15 protein-coding genes and 1 pseudogene are annotated in these 19,528 nt (G+C 71.9%); 6 read left to right on the top strand and 10 right to left on the bottom strand.

What is annotated here, in order from left to right; all coding sequences use genetic code 11:
* Positions 1-36: 36 nt before the first annotated feature.
* Positions 37-3,096 (bottom strand): NACHT domain-containing protein, encoded by a 3,060-nt coding sequence (locus DMA15_RS20780; protein WP_125514289.1) that lies wholly within the window; start codon positions 3,094-3,096, stop codon positions 37-39.
* A 469-nt stretch (positions 3,097-3,565) separates the two neighbouring features.
* On the opposite strand from DMA15_RS20780, the gene DMA15_RS20785 reads away from it, so the two are divergent.
* Positions 3,566-4,234, top strand: coding sequence for a M23 family metallopeptidase (locus DMA15_RS20785; protein ID WP_125514290.1), 669 nt, complete (start codon positions 3,566-3,568; stop codon positions 4,232-4,234).
* Positions 4,235-4,256: 22 nt separating this feature from the next.
* On the opposite strand, the gene DMA15_RS20790 is transcribed toward DMA15_RS20785, so the two are convergent.
* Positions 4,257-4,850 (bottom strand): TetR/AcrR family transcriptional regulator, encoded by a 594-nt coding sequence (locus DMA15_RS20790; RefSeq protein WP_125514291.1) that lies wholly within the window; start codon positions 4,848-4,850, stop codon positions 4,257-4,259.
* Positions 4,851-4,995: 145 nt separating this feature from the next.
* Here DMA15_RS20790 and DMA15_RS20795 point away from each other — a divergent pair, with 145 nt between their 5' ends.
* Positions 4,996-6,609 carry an MDR family MFS transporter gene (locus DMA15_RS20795; RefSeq protein WP_125514292.1) on the top strand — a complete coding sequence of 538 codons (1,614 nt, stop codon included), beginning with the start codon at positions 4,996-4,998 and terminating at the stop codon, positions 6,607-6,609.
* 67 nt (positions 6,610-6,676) lie between these two features.
* The gene (locus tag DMA15_RS20800) at positions 6,677-7,123 is read left to right on the top strand and encodes a VOC family protein (protein WP_125514293.1); all 447 of its coding nucleotides are present in this window, start codon (positions 6,677-6,679) and stop codon (positions 7,121-7,123) included.
* Positions 7,124-7,165: 42 nt separating this feature from the next.
* On the opposite strand, the gene cseC is transcribed toward DMA15_RS20800, so the two are convergent.
* From cseC to DMA15_RS20825, 5 genes are all read right to left on the bottom strand, one after another.
* Positions 7,166-8,527 (bottom strand): two-component system sensor histidine kinase CseC, encoded by a 1,362-nt coding sequence (gene cseC, locus DMA15_RS20805; RefSeq protein WP_240660236.1) that lies wholly within the window; start codon positions 8,525-8,527, stop codon positions 7,166-7,168.
* Positions 8,528-8,580: 53 nt separating this feature from the next.
* Entirely contained in the window at positions 8,581-9,294 is a 714-nt protein-coding gene (gene cseB, locus DMA15_RS20810) for a two-component system response regulator CseB (RefSeq protein ID WP_125514294.1), read from the bottom strand.
* 78 nt (positions 9,295-9,372) lie between these two features.
* A complete protein-coding gene (locus tag DMA15_RS20815; RefSeq protein WP_240659878.1) occupies positions 9,373-9,981 on the bottom strand; it encodes a hypothetical protein in 609 nt (202 codons plus the stop codon).
* Between the two features lie 20 nt (positions 9,982-10,001).
* Positions 10,002-10,550 (bottom strand): SigE family RNA polymerase sigma factor, encoded by a 549-nt coding sequence (locus DMA15_RS20820; protein ID WP_125514296.1) that lies wholly within the window; start codon positions 10,548-10,550, stop codon positions 10,002-10,004.
* A 184-nt stretch (positions 10,551-10,734) separates the two neighbouring features.
* Positions 10,735-11,673: an A/G-specific adenine glycosylase gene (locus tag DMA15_RS20825; RefSeq protein WP_125514297.1), complete on the bottom strand. Its 939-nt coding sequence runs from the start codon at positions 11,671-11,673 to the stop codon at positions 10,735-10,737.
* A 922-nt stretch (positions 11,674-12,595) separates the two neighbouring features.
* On the opposite strand from DMA15_RS20825, the gene DMA15_RS20830 reads away from it, so the two are divergent.
* Together DMA15_RS20830 and DMA15_RS20835 are read left to right on the top strand one after the other, a co-directional pair.
* Entirely contained in the window at positions 12,596-14,209 is a 1,614-nt protein-coding gene (locus DMA15_RS20830) for a histidine kinase (protein WP_240659879.1), read from the top strand.
* The gene (locus DMA15_RS20835; protein ID WP_276314360.1) at positions 14,206-14,874 is read left to right on the top strand and encodes a response regulator transcription factor; all 669 of its coding nucleotides are present in this window, start codon (positions 14,206-14,208) and stop codon (positions 14,872-14,874) included. Before DMA15_RS20830 ends, DMA15_RS20835 begins: the two co-directional genes overlap by 4 nt.
* Positions 14,875-15,172: 298 nt before the next feature.
* On the opposite strand, the pseudogene DMA15_RS20840 reads toward DMA15_RS20835, so the two are convergent.
* Positions 15,173-15,772, bottom strand: a pseudogene (locus tag DMA15_RS20840) (phosphatase PAP2 family protein); the annotation flags it as partial.
* Positions 15,773-15,955: 183 nt separating this feature from the next.
* On the opposite strand from DMA15_RS20840, the gene DMA15_RS20845 reads away from it, so the two are divergent.
* Entirely contained in the window at positions 15,956-16,783 is an 828-nt protein-coding gene (locus DMA15_RS20845) for a hypothetical protein (RefSeq protein ID WP_125514299.1), read from the top strand.
* A 114-nt stretch (positions 16,784-16,897) separates the two neighbouring features.
* Here the strand turns inward: DMA15_RS20845 and disA are convergent, their stop codons facing one another.
* Together disA and radA are read right to left on the bottom strand one after the other, a co-directional pair.
* Positions 16,898-18,022 (bottom strand): DNA integrity scanning diadenylate cyclase DisA, encoded by a 1,125-nt coding sequence (gene disA / locus DMA15_RS20850; RefSeq protein WP_125514300.1) that lies wholly within the window; start codon positions 18,020-18,022, stop codon positions 16,898-16,900.
* A 79-nt stretch (positions 18,023-18,101) separates the two neighbouring features.
* Complete coding sequence (gene radA / locus DMA15_RS20855; protein WP_125514301.1) at positions 18,102-19,511, bottom strand: DNA repair protein RadA; 1,410 nt, start codon at positions 19,509-19,511, stop codon at positions 18,102-18,104.
* Positions 19,512-19,528 lie beyond the last annotated feature (17 nt).

A 19,528-nucleotide genomic window follows, 5' to 3' on the forward strand; every position in this document is an offset into this window, starting at 1 on the left:
CGGTCCGGGGCAGCCCCTTTCCGTATGCGGGGGCGTTCAGAGTGTGGGCAGGCCGTAGGTCTCGATCTCGATGTGGTCGGGCAGGGCGGAGAGGTCCAGCGGCTGCCTCGCGTCGGGCGCTCCCACGCTGTTGAGGGCCTCCACGTAGAGGCGCTGGAGCCCCGGCATGAGGGTGACGAGGCGTGCCAGCGCGGCGTCCTCGTGGTCGTCGAGGGAGAGGTGAAAGTCCGTGAGGCCGGGCAGGCTCAGCTCCTTGGGCGCGTGAAGGAGGCTGTGGGAGCCGGCGTGCAGTGTGGTGAGCCGGGGCAGGCGGGCGAGCGCCTCCCAGTCGGCGGCCGAGTCCGGGCCATCGCCCAGGAAGGCCACCAGCTCCAACAACGGCCATCTGGGCAGCAGCTCCAGGTCCCGTACGGAGGAGCGGGACCCCGCGAGGCCGAGGAAATTCAGTGGGGCCTCGGCGGGGATCAGCGTCAGACTCCAGGGTTCGCCGGCCTCGAAGACGCTGAAGAGACTCAGCCCGTCCAGGCTGTGCAGCGCTACCAGCCCCTCGGCCGAGAGGTGGGCCGGGGAGTAGGACAGCATCAGGAAGGTGGGCTCGCAGGCGACCAGGAACCGGGAGGCGACCCCGGGGGAGACGCCGACCCTGATGTCCAACCGCTTCGGGTATAGCCCCAGCCGCTCCAGCTCCACGATCTGTTCGTCGCTGCGGAGAGTGAAGTTGATGCCGGACTGGTCGAGGTGGGCGATGACCTGTTCCGCGTATGCGCGGCAGTCGTAGCGGTGCCAGCCCCACAGCAACTGACTGCGGACCAGGAGGCTGGGGTGCCGGGTGAAGTGGGACAGGAACGGGATGGCCGCGTCGGACCGTACGTGGGTCGCGGTGATCGTGACCAGGCGGGCCTCTTCGTCGCTCAGACCGTCGGGGCCGGGGAGCAGGTCGAGCACCATGGGGCCGACCTTCGCGAGTTCGCGGGCGTCCTCGGCGTCACGCGGCGGGATGAGCCCGGCCGTGCGGCGCTCCACCTCCTCCCGTACGGCGGGGGCCAGTTCCGCCGCGTGTTCGAGGCAGGCCGCGGCGAGGAGGTGGACGCGCTTGCGGGAGCGTTCATCGTGGTGTTTGTCTCCGTACGCCAGCAAGTCGCGCAGCAGTTCCGCCCGTTCACGCGGCCTCGCCTGGGCCACCGCCATGCGGATGACGTCCTCCCACTGGTCGTCCGCCGCGTGCCGGGCGAGGAAGCCGAAGTCGCCCTCGTCGACCGCCGCGCGGGCGCCCAGGAAGTCCTGGAAGGTGCGGTGGACGAAGTCGACGGTGTCGGGGCCGGGTTCGCGCAGGAGGCCGCTGCGGTGGAGGAAGTGGGCGTAGACGGCCCGCGCGTCACCGAGCGCGGCCAGCTCCGGTACGGACGGCAGCGCGTCGGCGATGATCGCCTCGGCCCGTGAGCGGTCCAGGACGGTGCGGCCGTTGCGGATCAGCCAGTACGCGAGGCGCTGGAGCAGCTGGAGCTGCGGTTCCTCCCGCAACTCGGGGACGGTCATGTGGCGTTCGCGGTCCCTGCGGACCAGGAGCATGGAGAGGGCGGCCGTGTAGAGGTCCTTGCGGCCCAGGGGGAGGAAGCCCCTGCGGTCCCGGTGCAGGGCGCAGATCAGGCCGCACATCAGGGGGTTGGTGGCCAGGCGGCCCAGATCCGGCTTCGACTTCACGGCCGCGAGGAGCTGACTCTCGTACGCGATGAGGGCCGCGTCCTCGTCGGGCGCGCCCGTGGCCGCCGCGGTGTGCCAGCGCTTGATGAACGCGGCCACCTCGGTCTCGTTCATGGCGGAGAGCGTCAGTTCCGTGAAGCCCTCGTCGGCGAGCCAGTCCGTGCGCACCGCCGAGGGGCGTGAGGTCACCAGCCAGCGGTTGCCGGGGTAGGCGTCGATGAGATCGGTGAGCCACGCGCGCGTGGCGGCGCGTTCGGCCTCCGGGATCTCGTCGATGCCGTCGATCAGGACCAGGGCGCGGCCCGCCGCAAGGACGCGCGCCTCCCAGCCCGCGGGCTGAGTACCGGCGAGCGGGCAGCCGACCGCGGCGAGGAAGTCAGCGGGGGCGGGCAGGCGCTCACCGTGGCGGGTCAGGGTGCGCAGGGGGAGGACGTAGGGGATGCGGTCGTAGAGGTACGTCATGGGGCCCTCGGCCAGCTCCTGGCGGGCGGCGCTCACTGCGAGCCACTGCACGAGGGTCGTCTTGCCGGAACCGGCCTCGCCGCGCAGCAGGACGCGGTCATGGGCGGCGAGCGCCCGGTCGGCGGGGAGCGGGGAGGTGTGCTCGACGACCTCCACCTCTTCCGCGTGGTACTCCCCGCCGGTCAGGAACCGGGTCGTCGCCACACGTCCGGGCGCCGTCGCCTCCAGGGACATGTAGGCCGCGTCCAGCGGCCACTTGCCCGGGGTGCCCGTCAGGTCGATCCCGAAGATGGTCAGCTTGCCGTGCTTCTTCGCGACGTACGCGAGGTAGGGCTCTTCGAAGGCCGCGTCCTGTGCCCCGGGACGCGGGCTGCGGGCGATCAGCTCGTCCACCTTGGCGATGAGTTCGTGCTGGCCCCGGCTCTGCGCGACCAGCGTCGCCGCCGGGAAGGTGGAGCGCTGCGTGAAGAATTGAAGGATGTGCAGGCAGGCCCACTCGGTGACGGAGCCGAGGTAGGAGGAGGCGTCGGCGGAGAGCCCCGCGGTGGCCGGGCGCCCGGCGGCCGACGCGTGCTGGAGGAGGGTGCGGGCCAGCTCGCGGTGGCCGAGGCGGACCGCCTGGACGTCGTCCATGTCGAGGTCGCCGAGGGCCAGGAGCACCCGGGACAGGGCGTCGACGACGGCGTCGGTCTCGTCCGCGGGGAAGGGGCGCTCGCCGGGCGAGCGTATGGAGCGGGTCACCAGCCGCTCGGCGAGGCGGCGCACGTCGGCCTCGGTCAGCACCCGCTTCTCGCCCCGGAACGACACCAGGGAGGAGAGCCGTACGGGCCGCTCGACCAGCCCCGCGCCCGGGCCCTCCCGCACGAACAGCTTCTTGATCAGGGGGGTTAAGGCGCTCGATGCCAGGCGGGTGCCGATGACCGCGGGATCCATGGGGGTGAGCGTAGTGGGCGTCACATCGGCGGCGGGGTGGATCTTCGTGGCCGGTGACATGCCGCACAGGCATTTTGTCCGTTACTAGGCGGAATAGTGGGACGGGCCCGAGGTGCACGCGGGACTTTGGTCCCGCAACCTCCGGGACCTTTGGCGCGTCGGGGGTCGATGGGTGCGGACCCATGGGCAGCAGGCGTCCGGGGGCGGTCCGACGTGGGGTTAAACCCGCTGAGCGACCTGGGATTCCATTGCGGAGTCGCGGGGTAATTGTCCGGATTTGTTGGTGTCAAGAGGTCGAAATGCCGACGCCCGGCTACGGCTTTGGGTAGTAGATGGGGGGTTTGGCAGGGATCGGAGCGCGGGTTACCAAGGGATGGCCGACCCGGCGAAGTGCGGTTCTTGCGGGGCTCCCCCCCGCTCCCGTCCGCCGGGTCTCCTCACGCCCCCTCAGCCTGTGAAGGACGTCCCCATGTCGAAGCGCACCAAGTCCCACCATCCCCGCCCGTCCATGCTCCGTACGCGGGCGGCCGTCGTCGCCGCCGGTCTCGGGGTGTCGACGCTGCTCGGGGCAGGGGTCTCGGTCGCTGCGGAGAGCGCCAAGAGCGGCGGTGCACTGCCCGGCGTCTCCGTGAACCCGGTTCAGGCGCAGGCCGCTGCCCAGGCCAAGGCCGCCGAGAAGGCGAAGCAGGGTGGCGTCAAGAAGGCCGCCGCCAAGGCTCCCGCCTGGGTCCAGCCGGTCGAGCGCTACACGCTCTCCGCGACCTTCGGTCTCGGCGGCAACATGTGGTCGCACAAGCACTCCGGCCAGGACTTCGCCGTCTCGGTCGGCACCCCGGTCGCCGCCGTGCACGGCGGCACCGTCGTCAAGGCCGGCCCCAACGGCGCCGGTGACGGCCCCGCGTACGGCAACGCCGTCGTGATCAAGCACAGCAACGGCACGTACTCGCAGTACGCGCACCTCTCGAAGGTCGACGTCCGCGTCGGGCAGAACGTCACCACTGGCCAGCGCGTCGCCCTCTCCGGCAACACCGGCAACTCCAGCGGCCCGCACCTGCACTTCGAGATCCGTACGACCCCCAACTACGGCACCGCCGTCGACCCCGTCGCCTTCCTGCGCTCGGTGGGCGTCAAGGTCTGACGACGGGAATTCCGGCGGGCGGTCAATCGCCCGAGTGGGCCTGCGTGACCAGGTCGATGGCGACTTCGAGGATGGCCTTCCGCTTCTCCTCGGGGTCGCCATCGATGTCCTTGAGCACGAACATCCCGCCGTGCATGGTGAACAGCGCGCTGAAGCACCGCACCTGGTCGGTCATCGGCGCGTCGGGGTCCTTGAGGATCTCGTAGAGCTCAAACATGCGGTCCTTGAAGCTCTCGCCCGTCTTCAGGTCCCGCATCGTGGCCTGGTTCTCCTGCATGAAGCGGAAGAGCGGCGCCGCGTCGACCAGGATCTCGCTGTAGCGGCGCAGGACCTGCTTCCGGATGGCGAGGGACGGTGGCTGCGGCTGCTCGTGGCCCCAGGCGATCAGCTCGTCGATGGGCCGGGTGAGGTCGTCGAAAATGCTGTTGAGGATGTCTTCCTTGGTCTTGAAGTGGTAGTACAGCGCCGCCTTCGTGACCTCCAGTCGCTCCGCGATCTCACGCAGCGAGGTCTTCTCGTACCCCTGTTCGGCGAAGAGTTCGAGGGCCACGTCCTGGATGCGCTGACGGGTGTTCCCGCGGCGCCGCTGCTTGCCTGTGCCTGTACCCGTGCCCATCGGGGTGCTCCTCGGCTCCATTAACTTACTTGACGCCCGGCTAGTCGGGGATCTACCTTCCCTCAGTGTAGTCAACTAGCCGGGCGGCAAGTAAGGCGCCCGGTGGGGCCCAGGACGGTCCTGGGGTGTGCGGGGAGTGGGGACGATGACGGACAAGACCACGGCGGCAGCCGAACCGGAGCGGGGGAGCGCCGCGCCGCGCGAGAAGGCCGAGCCGCGGCCGCGCAGCGTGCGCGTCGTACTGATGGCGCTGATGATCGCGATGCTGCTCGCGATGCTCGACAACATGATCGTGAGCCCCGCCATGCCGACGATCGTCGGCGACCTCGGCGGCCTGGAGCACCTGTCGTGGGTCGTGACCGGGTACACCCTGGCCACCGCCGCCTCCACCCCGATCTGGGGCAAGGTCGGCGACATGTACGGCCGCAAGGGCGCCTTCCTCACCGCCATAGTGATCTTCCTCGTGGGCTCCGTGCTGAGCGGCATGGCGCAGGACATGGGGCAGCTCATCGGCTTCCGCGCGATCCAGGGGCTCGGCGCGGGCGGTCTGATGGTCGGCGTCATGGCGATCATCGGCGACCTGGTGCCGCCGCGTGAGCGCGGCAAGTACATGGGCATGATGACCGGCGTCATGGCGGTCGCGATGATCGGTGGCCCGCTGGTCGGCGGCACCATCACCGACCACCTCGGCTGGCGCTGGGCCTTCTACATCAACCTGCCGCTGGGCGCCGTGGCCCTCGCCATGGTGACCGCCGTCCTGCACCTGCCCAAGAAGAAGGCACAGGGACGGATCGACTACCTCGGCGCGGCCCTGCTCACCGTCGGCATCAGCGCGCTCGTGCTCGTCACCACCTGGGGCGGCACGGAGTACGCCTGGGACTCGGCCGTGATCATGGAACTCATCGCGATCGGCGTCGCCACGCTCGTCGGCTTCCTCTTCGTACAGAAGAAGGCCGCCGAGCCGATCATGCCGCTGCACATCTTCCGCAGCCGAAACTTCTCGCTGATGGCCGTGATCGGCTTCATCACCGGCTTCGTGATGTTCGGCGCGATGCTCTTCCTGCCGCTCTACCAGCAGTCGGTACAGGGCGCCTCGGCCACCAATTCGGGGCTGTTGCTGCTCCCGATGCTGCTCTCGATGATGGCCGTCTCCATGTTCGCCGGCCGCTACACCACCGCCACCGGCAAGTACAAGGCGTTCCCGATCGTCGGCACCGTACTGATGATCGTCGGGTTCTTCCTGCTGGCCCAGATGGACACCGGGACCTCGCGCCTCACCTCGGGCCTCTACATGGCGGTGCTCGGCGCCGGCATGGGCTTCCTGATGCAGATCACCATGCTGGTCGCGCAGAACAGCGTGGAGATGAAGGACATGGGCGTCGCCTCGTCCTCGGCCACCCTCTTCCGTACGCTCGGCTCCTCGTTCGGCGTCGCGATCATGGGCGCGCTCTTCAACCACCGCGTCCAGGACGTGATGGCCGAGCGCGCCGGTGAGCTGGGCGGCAAGGTCACCGAGGAGTCGGCGCAGCTCGACGCGGCGAGCCTGGCGAAGCTGCCGGAGCAGGTGAGCGACGCGTACAGGTTCGCGGTCTCCTCCGGCACGCACTCGGCGTTCCTGCTGGGCGCGGCCATCGGCGTCGCAGCGCTCCTTGCCTCCCTCTTCGTGAAGGAGACCCCGCTGCGGGGTGCGGGCCCCGCCGACAGCCAGTCCGCGGGCGAGGGGCCGTTGTCAGTGCCGCGTGCCAACATCGACGTATGACCGGATGACGGCGTGACGGCGTGACGGCGTGACCGCATGAGGGCATGACGGCAGTTGGGAGCAGGCCATGATCAAGGGACTCGCCATCTCCACCGTCTGGGTCCTGGACCAGGACCGGGCCAAGGAGTTCTACACCCAGAAGCTCGGTCTCGAGGTCCGTACGGACATGACCATGGGCGACGGCGGCATGCGCTGGCTCACCGTCGGCGCCAAGGACCAGCCCGACGTGGAGCTGACGCTGATGGTGCCGGGCCCGCCGTCTCTGGACGACGAGTCGGCCGAGGCCATGAAGAAGCTGGTCGCCAAGGGGGTCCTCGGCGCGGGCGTCCTGGTCACCAACGACGTCCACGGGGACTACGAGAAGCTGAAGGCGCGCGGCGTCGAGTTCCTCCAGGAGCCGCAGGAGCGTCCGTACGGCACCGAGGCGCTCTTCCGCGACGACTCCGGGAACTGGTTCTCGTTCACGCAGCGCCGCGAGGGCGGCCTGGACTTCGGCAAGGACTGGTCCTGCTGACCCCGGTGAGCCGAGGCTGCACGCCCCCCTGAGGGCTGTCCCTCAGAGGTTGTCCGGCAGCTGCAGGACCGGGAAGCTCCCGGTGTTCGTGGGCGCGTGTTCCGGCAGCCACAGCACGGCGACCGCGCCCTCGGAGCGCTCGCCGGGCGCCGCCCCCGCCGGGCGTACGTTGCGGAAGGTGAGCCGCGCGCCGAGCACCCGCGCCTGGCCCGCGGCGATGGTCAGGCCGAGGCCGTGGCCGTGCCCCGCCCGGTCCGTGCTGCCGGTGCGGAAGCGGCTCGGCCCCTCGTCGAGGAGCGCCTCGGGGAAGCCGGGCCCGTGGTCGCGCACCCGCACCACCCGGCCCTCGACGCTGACCTCGATCGGCGGCTTGCCGTGCTTGGCCGCGTTGGCGACGAGATTGCCGAGGATGCGTTCCAGGCGGCGCGGGTCGGTGGTGACCTGCGACTCGTGCACCACCGTCACCGTCACGTCCGCGGTCAGGGCCGCCATCCGCCGGCTCACGAACTCGCCGAGCGTGATGTCCTGCAACTCGGCCCGCTCGGCCGCGGAGTCGAGCCGGGCCACTTCGAGGACGTCCTCGACGAGCGTGCGCATGGCCTGCGCGCGATCCTTGACCAGCTCGCTCGGCCGGCCGGGCGGCAGCAGCTCGGCCGCCGTGAGCAGCCCGGTCACCGGCGTGCGCAGCTCGTGCGCGATGTCCGCGGTGACCCGCCGCTCGGCCTCCAGGCGCTGCTTGAGGGCGTCGGCCATGGCGTCGACGGCGCTCGCCAGGTCGTCGGTCTCGTCCTTCACGACACCGCCGATGGCGTCGCGGACGCTGACGTCCGTCTGCCCCTGGGCGACCTCGCTCGCCGCCGTCGCCGCCTTGCGCAGCCGCCGCGACAGCTGCCCGCCGATCAGCACGCCGAGCGCGCAGCCGCCGAAGACGACCGAGATCGACCCGATGACCAGCGCCTGGTCGAGGTCCTTCATGACGGTGGCGCTGCGGTCGGTGAAGCGGGAGTGCAGCGAAAGGACGTGCCCGTCGGCGAGCGGCACGGCCGCCCAGATGTCCGGCACCCCGTCGGGCTTGTCCTCGACGAAGGTGGCGCGGCGGCCCTTGAGCACCGTGTGGCGCAGCTCCTCGGGGAGCGCCGGGTCGTCGACCTTCGTACCGAACTGCAGGGTCTGGCGCTGGGAGGCGGAGTAGAGCCGCAGGGCGAACTGGATGCGCTCGTCCTGCACGTCGCGCGCGTTGTCGAGCATCGAGACCCGTGCGGCGTTGTGCACGACCAGGCTCAGGACCACCGCGACCAGCGCGCCGACCAGCGCGATCGCCGCGCTGATCTTCCAGCGCACGCCGGTGCGCAGGCCGGTGCTCAGACGTGAGCGCAGGCCCGCGGGCGAGCTGGATCGGAGCACCTCGTGGGCGCGGCTCCTGAGGCGGCGCCGTACACCGTTCGTCACGCGCCCGCTCACGCCTTGAGCTTGTATCCGAAGCCGCGGACCGTCTCGATGCGGTCCTGGCCCACCTTCGTGCGCAGCCGCTGCACGTGGACGTCGACGACGCGGGTGTCGCCGCCCCAGCCGTAGTCCCAGACACGCTCGAGGAGCTTGTCGCGGGAGAGGACCGTGCCGGGCGCGGAGGAGAACTCCAGGAGCAGGCGCATCTCGGTCGGCGTGAGCGCGACCGGGGCGCCGTCCCTGCGGACCTCCATGCCCTCCGTGTCGATCTCCAGATCGCCGAAGTGCAGTACGCCGCCGTCCGTGGTCGAGCGCTCGTCCACGGCCGTCGTGGCTTGGCCGGAACCGCTCGCGTGTCCGAAGCGGCGCAGGACCGCGCGGATGCGGGCGACCAGGACGGCCCCGTCGAACGGCTTGGTCACGTAGTCGTCGGCGCCCGCCTCCAGGCCGAGCACCACATCGATGGAGTCGGCGCGCGCCGACAGCATGATCACCGGGACGGTCGACTCGTCCCGGATACGGCGGCACAGCGAGACGCCGTCCAGGCCCGGCACCATCACGTCGAGCAGCGCGATGTCCGGCTGGTTGGCGCGGAACGCCTCCAGGCCCGCCAGGCCGTCGGGCATGGCCGTCACCGCGAAGCCGTCACGCTCCAGGGCGAGCTGGGTGGCCTCGCGGATGACGTCGTCGTCCTCGACGAACAGGACATGGGTCTGCTCTGCCATCGGATGTTCTCAGTCCTTCTCGGTGTTTCTCGGGTCTGCCTACGTGTACTCAGTACGTCTACTCCGTACGTACGGCCGTCAACCCGCCTCCGGCGCGGGCTCCTCGCCGCCCACCGCGTTGCTGAAGTCGTTGCGCGTGCGTTCCGTCTCGGTGAAGTGGTGCGAGGACCAGCGATAGGTGATCACTTCCTCGCCGGAGGGGTAGGCCACCGAGTCGCCCTCCTCGTACAGCTGCTTCGTCACCACCAGGTCGCCGCGGTCGATCTCGGTGTAGACGGAGGCCGGCTCCTCGGCCGTAAAGACATTCTCGTACCTGCCGCCCTGGGCGCGATACACATAGCTGCCGATGCCGACGGCGTCCGCGCAGGTCAGCACGTTCACCACGACATCGGCGGCGGTTCCTCCGGTCAGGTTCCCGTACGACACGTCGACCGGGTACGTCTTGCCCGCGCACGGCTTCAGATCCCGTTTGACCGCGGGGCTGACCTTCGGGTCCTCCTTGACGAGCCGCACCGCGTCGATCTTCTTCGGCACGCGGACCGAGGACGACGGGGCGGGCGAGGCGGAGACCACGGGCTCGCTGCGGGCCGGGCCCTCGTCGCGCGCTCCCGAGCCGCCCGTCGAACAGGCGGAGAGCGAAAGACCGAGAGCGGCGAGCCCGGCCACCGCCGTACTCGCCGCCTTCACACTTCTCTTGGCCCGGGGGCCTAGGCCGCGCAACGCTCCCGCTCCTCACGTTCGAGCGCGCTTGCGACCAGCTCCTCGCGGTCCCGGCTCTCCAGCTCCTGGCGGAGGCGGGCGAGCGCCCGGTGCAGCGTGCTCTTGACCGTTCCTGCCGACATGCCGAGTGCGGCGGCCGTCTCCTCTGTGGACATCTGCTCCCAGTGTCGCAGCACGACGACGCTGCGCTGCTTGGGTGCGAGCACCTTCATGATGTCCATCAGCAGAGCGCGGTCCGCGTGCTGTTCGGTGGAGTCTTCCACGCTCGCGTCGGGCAGCTGCTCGGTGGGCACCTCCTCCAGCTTGCGGGCGCGCCACCACTCCGTACGCGTATTGATCATGACGCGGCGCAGATAGGCGTCCGCGAGCCGCTTGTCGGCTATGCCGTCCCAACGGCCGTACGTGCGTACGAGCGCGGTCTGGAGGAGGTCCTGGGCGTCGACGGGGTCCGGAACCAGGCGCCGGGCACTGCGCAGCAGGGCGTCCTGCCGAGTGCGGACGTACTCTTCGAACTCGAGCACCTCGCCGTGCGCCATATCAAACCGCCTCCGTTCCGTCCCCAATGCCGACCGCAAGTCCTTGCCTGTGCGGTACAGGTAAGAAGCTACGGAGGCCGTGTCACGGGGTTGTGCGGAGCAGCCAGCGGGGGGCGCACGGCTGTGCGTAGGTTGTGTAACAGAAGTAGGGCGCGCGTAAACGCCGCCCGCGGGCGGGTGGGCGTCAGGTCAGCGGCAGCCGGTAAAGGCCGTCCGGCAGGGGCTCGACGAGACCGTCCGCGACCAGCCCGTCCAGCGCGCGGGCCCGCTGCACCGGCTCGTCCCACACCCGGTCGAGTACGGCCTGCGGCACGGGCGTTACGGCCTCACGGAGTACGGCGAGCAGCTTGCCCCGCACCTGGCGGTCCGTGCCCGCGTACGTCTGGGTGCGGCGGGCCGGGCCCTCGTGCGCCGGCTTTCCCGCCGTGCGCCAGGCGCAGCGGTCGGCGATCGGGCACCGCGCGCAGTTCTCGTTCTTGGCGGTGCACACCAGGGCGCCCAGCTCCATCGAGGCGGCGGCCCAGCGGGACGCGGTGCGCGCGTCCTCGGGGAGCAGGGCGCGGGCGAGCTTGCGCTCGGCGGCGGTCGTCGCGTTCGGCGGGTTCTGCACGCCGGTCACGGCCCGCGCGAAGACGCGGCGCACGTTCGTGTCGAGGACCGCGTGCCGCTGTCCGTACGCGAACGACGCGACGGCCGCCGCGGTGTACTCCCCGATGCCGGGCAGGGCGAGCAACTGGGCGTGCTGCGTGGGTACGTCGCCGCCGTGCCGCTCCGTTATGGCCACGGCCGCGCCGTGCAGCCGCAGGGCGCGGCGCGGATAGCCGAGCCGCCCCCAGGCGCGGACGGCCTCGCCGGGCGCCTCCTCGGCGAGGTCGGCGGGGCGGGGCCAGCGGGCCAGCCACTGTTCGTACACGGGCAGGACCCGGCTGACGGGCGTCTGCTGGAGCATGAACTCGCTGACCATCACGCCCCACGGCCCGGCGTCCGGGCGCCGCCACGGCAGATCACGGGCGTGGGCGTCGAACCAGGCGATGACGGGGGTGTGGAGGGCGTCCCCGGTGGGCTCGGGGGAGTCCCCCGGGGCGGCCGGGCTGTGCGGCATGGGCTTTGTGGGAGCAGTCATGGCGGGGTCGATCCTGCCATGGCCTCGGCGGTTCTACGGGGTCGTGGGGGCGGGTGTTGTCCCGCGTCCCGCGGGAGGCCGGGCTTTCCGCGGTCCGGCGCGGGTTCTCCTGGGGGGCGGGGGGTGCTTCTTCACCTGCGGCCCGGTGGACCCTTTCCCGCGCTCCGCGCGGGTTCTCCCACACCCACCCGTTACCCCGCACCACGTCCCATCGGGCCGACGCCCGAGCGGGAGCCCGCCTATGCGTTGCCCGGCACCACGCGCCGCCGACCGGTGATTGAGTGGCGCGCCCGCCCACAGGTCGCCGAGCCGCCGTGGGCGGCGCGCCCACCCACCCACTGCCCGCGCCACGCGTCGCTGACCCGGCGCTTGAGCGGCGTGCCTGCCCACCCGTTATCCCCGCGCCACAGACCACCGGCCCGGCGTTCTGGGCGGTGCTCGCCCACTCGTTGTCCCCGCGCCGGGGGGGGGATGGGCGGGTGGGTGGGGAGCTTTCCTCGCCCAGACCGCTGGCCCGGTGTTCTGCGCGGTGCCGGCCCACCCGTTGCCCCGCGCCGGGGGGGATGGGCGGGTGGGTGGGGAGCTTTCCTCGCCCAGACCGCTGGCCCGGTGTTCTGCGCGGTGCCGGCCCACCCGTTGCCCCGCGCCGGGAGGACGGGCGGGTGGGTGGGGAGCTTTCCTCGCCCAGACCGCTGGCCCGGCGTGCTGCGCGGTGCCCGCCCACCCGTTGCCCCGCGCCGGGTGGATGGGCGGGTGGGTGGGGAGCTTTCCTCGCCCAGACCGCTGGCCTGGTGTTCTGCGCGGTGCCCGCCCACCCGTTGCCCCGAGCATTCCCCGCCCGGGGGTGGCGGCACGCCGGGGGCGGTCGGGACCTGACTATCGGCAGGGGTGCCGAGGGGGCGGGGGGAAGTAGCGTCGGGGCGTGGACAGGCGTATGCGGGGCGCATTGGTGGGGACGGCGCTGGCGCTGCCCGCCGGGGCAGCCAACTGGCTGGGGCTGGACGAGCCCCGCTCGGCCCCCGCCCAGCTCACCGCCCTCGCGGCCCTCGCCTGCGCCACCGGCATCCGCAGGGCCAGGCCCCTGCTCGCCTTCCTCCTCGCCGCCGCCCTCGGCCTCCTCACCGCCCCCTCCCTCTTCACCCTCTCCTTCGGCCCGGCCCTCGCCGCCTTCGCCCTGCTCCTCGGCCGCCGCGCGCCCCGCGCCCGCCCCGCGCTCCTCGCCTTCGGCGCCCTCGCCGTCCTCGGCACGGCCAAGATCGCCGTACGTGACGTGGACCCCGTGGTCGAGTGGCTCGTCCTCATGGGGACCCTCGTCTTCGGCACGGTCTTCCCCTGGCTCGCGGGCCGTTACTGGCGCCAGGCCCGCGAACTCGCCGCCGCCGGCTGGACCCGCGCCGACCAGCTGGAGCGCGAGCAGCGCATCGTCGCCGACCGGGCGCGGCTGCGCGAACGGGCCCGTATCGCCCAGGACATGCACGACTCCCTGGGCCACGAACTGAGCCTGATCGCCGTCCGCGCGGGCGCCCTCCAGGTCGCCCCCGACCTCCCGGACCCGCACCGCGAGGCCGTCGCCGACCTCCGCGCGGCCGCCTCGCACGCCACCGACCGGCTGCACGCCATCATCGGCCTGCTCCGCGAGGACGACGACGAGCGGGCCCCGCTCGCCCCGACCGGCGAGAGCGTCGCCGACCTCGTCACCCGCGCCACGGAGTCCGGCCTCCGGATCACCTACGACGATGACCAAGGCGCTGACCAAGGTGATGACCGAGGCGCTGGCCGAGGCGACGACCAACCGCTAACCGCAAGCGGATCCGGCGGCGCCGAGCTGACCGAACGTACCCTCCACCGCGTCGTCCAAGAAGCCCTCACCAACGCCGCCAAGCACGCACCCGGCGCCCCCGTCACCGTCACCGTGAGGCGCGGCGGCACCTCGACGACGGCCACCGTCACCAACGGCCGCCCCGAGCACCCCGGTTCGCCCTCCGACGGCGGCACCGGCCTGCGCGGACTGCGCGCCCGCGTCACCGACCTCGGCGGCACCTTCGACGCGGGCCCGCACGGCGACGGCTTCAGGGTCACCGCCCACCTGCCCGCCGAGGGCATCACCCCCGCGCCCCCGCACCCCGGCGCCCACCTCGCGTACGCGCGCCGCCGCACCGTCCTGGCCTTCGGCGCCGCCGTCACCACGGGCGTGCTGCTCGTCGGGGGAACCTTCGCCTGGTACGCGTACTCCCGGACCCACTCGGTCCTCGATCCCGCCGACTTCGCGCGCCTGCACGTCGGCGAGCCGCGCGCCGAGGCCGAACGCGTCCTGCCGGACCTGGCCTCCTCCGACCCGCCGGTCGAACGCGCGCCGAGCCCGCCGCCCACCGGGGCCGACTGCGCGTACTACCGCGCGAGCGGCGAACTCTTCACCGCCGTCCCCTACTTCAGGATCTGTTTCGACCAGGGCGGACCGGGCGACGGCGGCGCCCGACTGGTGGACAAGGCCGTGATCCCCACGGCTGACGCGATGAGCGAGGAGCGTGTGCGGTGAACGAGGCCATCCGGGTCCTGCTGGCCGACGACGAGGCGATGATCCGCGCGGGCGTGCGCGCGATCCTCGCGGCGGGCGGGGACATCGAGGTCGTCGCGGAGGCCGCCGACGGGCGCGAGGCCGTCACCCTCGCGCAGGCCCACCGGCCCGACGTGGCGCTGCTCGACATCCGTATGCCGCGCCTGGACGGTCTCGCGGCGGGCGAGGAGATCGTCCGTACGGTGCCGGGAACCGCGGTCGCCATGCTGACGACGTTCTCCGAGGACGCGTACGTGGCAAGGGCGCTGGCCGGCGGAGCCACCGGTTTCCTGCTGAAGTCCGGCGATCCGCACGAACTCATCGCGGGCGTACGGGCGGTGGCGGGCGGCGCCGCCTTCCTCTCGCCCAAGGTGGCCCGGCACGTCATCGACGGCTTCGGCGCCCGCCGCATGGGCCGCGGCGCCGAGGCCCGCGCCCGCGTCGAGACCCTCACCCCGCGCGAACGCCAGGTCCTCGGCCTGGTCGGCGCGGGCCTCTCCAACCCGGAGATCGCCGCGCGGCTGCACCTGGTGGAGGGCACGGTCAAGGCGTATGTGAGCGCGGTCCTCGAACGGCTGGGGGTCAAGAACCGCGTACGGGCGGCGATCATCGCGTACGAAGCGGGGCTCGTCCCGGAACCGGAGTGAGCCCCGCCCGCCCCGCCCCCCGGGGTCAGCGACGGCGGTGCGAGTCGCGGCGGTGCGAACCGTTGCCGGGTGAGCCGTTGCCATACGAGCCGTCGCCGTACGAGCCGTTGCCGTACGAGCCGTCGCCGGGTGAGCCGTTGCCGTACGCACCGCCCTCGTGTGAGCCGTAGCCCTGCGAGCCGTTGCCCTGCGCGCCGTAACCGTGCGCGTCGTCGGCGTGCGGCTCGTGGCGGCGGAACGTCATCGTCGGGGTGTCGTACGCCGCCGGATCCGTCGCGGGGGACGGGGCGAGCGCCGGACCCGGGCCCGCGAACCACTTCACGACGCCGGTCGAGGATCCCCGCATCGCCTGCGCGACCCGCGCCACGGGACGCGTGGCGACCCGTACGACCGCGTACGTGATCAGCGCGCCGAAGACGAGACCGACCGCCACGTCGTGCGGGTAGTGCACGCCGACGAAGACCCGCGAGAGCGCCATGAGCACGGCCATCGGAACCGTCAGGGCCGCGAGGCGCGGCCAGGCGAGCGCGAGACCGATCGCGGCGGCGCCCGCGATCGTCGAGTGGTTGCTGGGGAAGGACCAGTCGCCGTAGGCCGGGCACTCGACGAGCGGCTTCAGCGCGCCGGTCACCGCCCGGCAGGGCCGCTCCTCGTCGATGACGGACTTGAGCAACTCGCTGCACACATAAGCCACCGCGGTGGCCAGAGGTGCCAGCACCGCGATCGCGAGCGCGCGGGGGTCGCCGCGGCGGGCACGCCACCAGGCGACGATGAAGAGCACGCCGAAGAGAAGCAGCCCGAGCTCCGTCCACACCTCGGCGAGGTGCTGGAACCACGAGGGCGTGTCGTGGGCGAAGTCGGTGATATCGCGGTAGAGATCGTCGTCCATGGTGTCCATGATTACGGACGGTACGGAGTGGGTCCGAATCGTCACATCTGGCGATCGTCCCGTGCGGACCCCTGACGATGGACAGGGTCTGGAGGGCTTTGCGGGGTTCTGCGGGATGATGATCGGCAAACTTTGTGGCTCAGGGCGGCGGGTGGGGCGGGACACGCGCCGGTTCTCTCGTAAGGTTTGGGCGTGGGATCTCTGCGCAATCCGGTCGGGCCGCTTCCCTCCACCATCTACTGGCGTCGGAGGGCCGTTCTGCTGTCCGTGTTCGGCCTGCTGGTACTGCTCGCCGTCTGGATCGCCACCTCCGGAGGCGGAGGCGGGAAGAACGGCGCCGACGGCCCGGGCGGCAACGGCCCCGCTACGTCCATCACTCCCGGCCCCTCCGATTCCGGGCCCGCGATCAGTGAACACCCGGGCGGGCGGGACGAGTCGAGCGACGGCTCGGACTCCGGTTCCGGTTCCGGCCCGGGCGGTTCCGAGGGGTCGGACTCCGAGGGCTCTGATGGCTCCGGCGGTTCCGGGGGCGGTTCGGGGGGCTCCGGCGGCGGTTCGGACGGCGACGCCAAGGGCGGCGGGGGCTCGGGCGACCGGCTCCCGGCCGGCACGCGCGTACCCGACTGCACCAGCGGCGCGGTGAAGTTGAAGGTGCGCAGCGTCCGTAACGAGTACGAGATCGGCGAGAAGCCCAAGTTCGAGCTGATCGCCGAGAACCGCGGCGGCAAGGCCTGCAAGGTCGACATGGGCGGCAAGGGAACGGTCCTGACGATCACTCAGGCCGGTGGCGACGAGGAGTTCTGGTCCTCGGCCGACTGCCCCTCCGGGAGCGGCAGTCTGCTGCTGCGCGTGCCCGCCGAGGGGCGCGTCACGCACACCGTGCAGTGGGACCGGCGGGGGAGTGAGCCGAAGTGTGCTTCGCCTTCGGCGGGAGTCGCGGGGGCCGGTACGTATCTTGTCGAGGCTAAGGCGCCGGGGCTTGGGGTTGCTCGGGCCTCGTTTGTTCTTGAGAAGGACTGAGGGGCGGTGCGGGTCGTGGGGTGATTTCCGCGCTTCGCGCGGGGAGTTCTCCCACCCGCCCGCCCGTTTCCCCGCGCTCAGCCGTCCCGTAGGAGCTAGGCGCCCCCGGGGCCGCTAGACGTACCGCTCCAGGATCGACGACTCCGCCAGGCGCGACAGGCCCTCGCGGACGCTGCGCGCCCTGGCCTCGCCCACGCCGTCCACCGTCTGGAGATCGTCCACGCTCGCGGCGAGCAGCTTCTGCAGGCCGCCGAAGTGCTCGACCAGGCGGTCGATGATGGCGCCGGGGAGGCGGGGGACCTTCGCGAGCAGGCGGAAGCCGCGCGGGGAGACGGCCGAGTCCAGGGCCTCCGGAGAGCCCGTGTAACCCAAGGCGCGCGCCACGGTGGACAGTTCGAGCAGCTCCGCGTGGGTGAGGGCGTCCAGCTCCTGGAGCGCCTCGTCGACCGTACGGGAGCGCTTGGCGGTCGGCTCGGGCACGTAGTCCCTGACGACCAGCTCGCGCTCGGGCTCGACGCCCGCGATCAACTCGTCCAGCTGGAGGGCGAGAAGGCGGCCGTCGGTGCCCAGCTCCACCACGTACTCGGCGATCTCCGTGGCGATGCGGCGCACCATCTCCAGGCGCTGGGCGACCGCCGTCACGTCCCGCACCGTCACCAGGTCCTCGATCTCCAGGGCGGAGAGCGTGCCCGCGACCTCGTCGAGACGCAGCTTGTACCGCTCCAGGGTCGCGAGGGCCTGGTTGGCGCGGGAGAGGATCGCCGCCGAGTCCTCCAGGACGCGGCGCTGGCCGTCCACGTACAGCGCGATCAGGCGCATGGACTGGGAGACGGAGACGACGGGGAAACCGACCTGCTTGGAGACGCGGTCCGCCGTGCGGTGCCGCGTGCCGGTCTCCTCGGTGGGGATCATCGGGTCCGGCACCAGCTGCACACCGGCGCGGAGGATCTTGGTGATGTCCTTGTCGAGGACGATGCCGCCGTCGAGCTTGCACAGCTCGCGCAGGCGCGTCGCGGTGAACTCGACGTTCAGGATGAAGCCGCCCGTGCACATCGACTCGACGGTCTTGTCCCAGCCGAGGACGATCAGGCCGCCGGTGTTGCCGCGCAGGATGCGCTCCAGGCCGTCGCGCAGGGCCGTGCCGGGGGCGACGGCGCTCAGGGAGGCGCGCATCAGCGCATCGGCAGCGGAGCTTCCGCCGGGCTTGCCGGGATTCGCTGCCCGGTCGTTGGCTGCCACTGCACTCCCTCGTTCGCACGTCGTCCAAGCCTCTGCCGTACGACTGTCTTCGTACGGATGGGCGAGACCAGGGCAAAGTCTACCGGCGCTCTTCCTCCTCCCGTGGGGCCTCTCGACGACGGGATCGCGGAAGGACGCGCAGCGCCTCACCCATGTCGGCGACTTCGATGACCTTCATACCGGCCGGGATCCTGCCGGGATCGGTCGGCACGAGGGCGTGGGTGAAGCCCAGGCGGTGCGCCTCGGCCAGTCTGCGCTGGACGCCCGTGACCCGTCTGACCTCGCCCGCCAGGCCCACTTCACCGATCGCCACGAGGTTCTTCGGCAGCGGGGTGTCGCTCGCCGCGCTGGCCAGGGCGAGGGCGATGGCGAGGTCCGCTGCGGGCTCGGAGAGCTTCACGCCGCCGACCGTCGCGCTGTAGATGTCCCGCTTGCCGAGGGCCGTGATCCTGCCGCGCTGCTCCAGGACGGCCAGCATCATCGAGACGCGGGACGTCTCCAGGCCGGACGTGGTGCGCCGGGGGCTCGGGATCTGCGAGTCGACCGTGAGCGCCTGGACCTCGGCGACCAGGGGGCGGCGGCCCTCCAGGGTGACGGTCAGGCAGGTGCCGGGGACGGGCTCGGCGCGGCGGGTGAGGAAGAGGCCGCTGGGGTCGGCGAGGCCGATGATGCCCTCGTCGTGCAGCTCGAAGCAGCCGACCTCGTCCGTCGTGCCGTACCGGTTCTTGACGCCGCGGACCAGGCGCAGGCGCGCGTGCCGGTCGCCCTCGAACTGGAGGACCACGTCGACGAGATGCTCCAGGAGGCGGGGGCCCGCGATAGCGCCGTCCTTGGTGACGTGGCCGACCAGGAGGGTCGACATGCCGCGCTCCTTGGAGGCGCGGATCAGCGCGCCCGCCACCTCGCGGACCTGCGCCATGCCGCCGGGCGCGCCGTCGATCTCCGGCGAGGCGACCGTCTGGACGGAGTCGAGGACCAGGAGGGAGGGCTTGACCGCGTCCAAGTGGCCGAGGACGGCGGACAGATCGGTCTCCGCGGCCAGATAGAGGTGGTCGTCGATGGCGCCGATGCGGTCGGCGCGCAGCCTGACCTGGCTCGCCGACTCCTCGCCGGTCACATAGAGCGTGCGGTGCTGCTCGCTCGCCGCCTTCGCCGAGACGTCCAGCAGCAGCGTCGACTTGCCCACGCCCGGCTCGCCCGCCAGCAGCACCACCGCGCCGGGGACGAGTCCGCCGCCCAGCACGCGGTCCAGCTCGGGCACGCCGGTGGAGCGCGCGGTCGCCGTGCGGCCGTCGACCTCGCCGATCGGGACGGCGGAGGAGGTGACCCGGCCGGGGGCGGTGGTGCGGACCGCGGGCGCGCCATACTCCTCGACCGTGCCCCACGCCTGGCATTCGGGGCAGCGGCCGAGCCACTTGGCCGTCTGCCAGCCACACTCGGTGCAGCGGTAGGACGGACGGTCCTTGGTGGATTTCGTACGGGCAGCCATGCTCGGAACCGTAACCG

It is taken from the genome of Streptomyces sp. WAC 01529 (genome assembly GCF_003945545.1).
GTDB lineage: Bacteria > Actinomycetota > Actinomycetes > Streptomycetales > Streptomycetaceae > Streptomyces > Streptomyces anatolicus.

Coding starts and splice junctions, on each gene's coding strand:
- DMA15_RS20820 (WP_125514296.1), bottom strand. CDS start 10,550: ATGGCGCACGGCGAGGTGCTCGAGTTCGAAGAGTACGTCCGCACTCGG.
- DMA15_RS20825 (WP_125514297.1), bottom strand. CDS start 11,673: ATGACTGCTCCCACAAAGCCCATGCCGCACAGCCCGGCCGCCCCGGGG.
- DMA15_RS20790 (WP_125514291.1), bottom strand. CDS start 4,850: ATGGGCACGGGTACAGGCACAGGCAAGCAGCGGCGCCGCGGGAACACC.
- DMA15_RS20795 (WP_125514292.1), top strand. CDS start 4,996: ATGACGGACAAGACCACGGCGGCAGCCGAACCGGAGCGGGGGAGCGCC.
- DMA15_RS20780 (WP_125514289.1), bottom strand. CDS start 3,096: ATGGATCCCGCGGTCATCGGCACCCGCCTGGCATCGAGCGCCTTAACC.
- cseB (WP_125514294.1), bottom strand. CDS start 9,294: ATGGCAGAGCAGACCCATGTCCTGTTCGTCGAGGACGACGACGTCATC.
- radA (WP_125514301.1), bottom strand. CDS start 19,511: ATGGCTGCCCGTACGAAATCCACCAAGGACCGTCCGTCCTACCGCTGC.
- DMA15_RS20800 (WP_125514293.1), top strand. CDS start 6,677: ATGATCAAGGGACTCGCCATCTCCACCGTCTGGGTCCTGGACCAGGAC.
- DMA15_RS20785 (WP_125514290.1), top strand. CDS start 3,566: ATGTCGAAGCGCACCAAGTCCCACCATCCCCGCCCGTCCATGCTCCGT.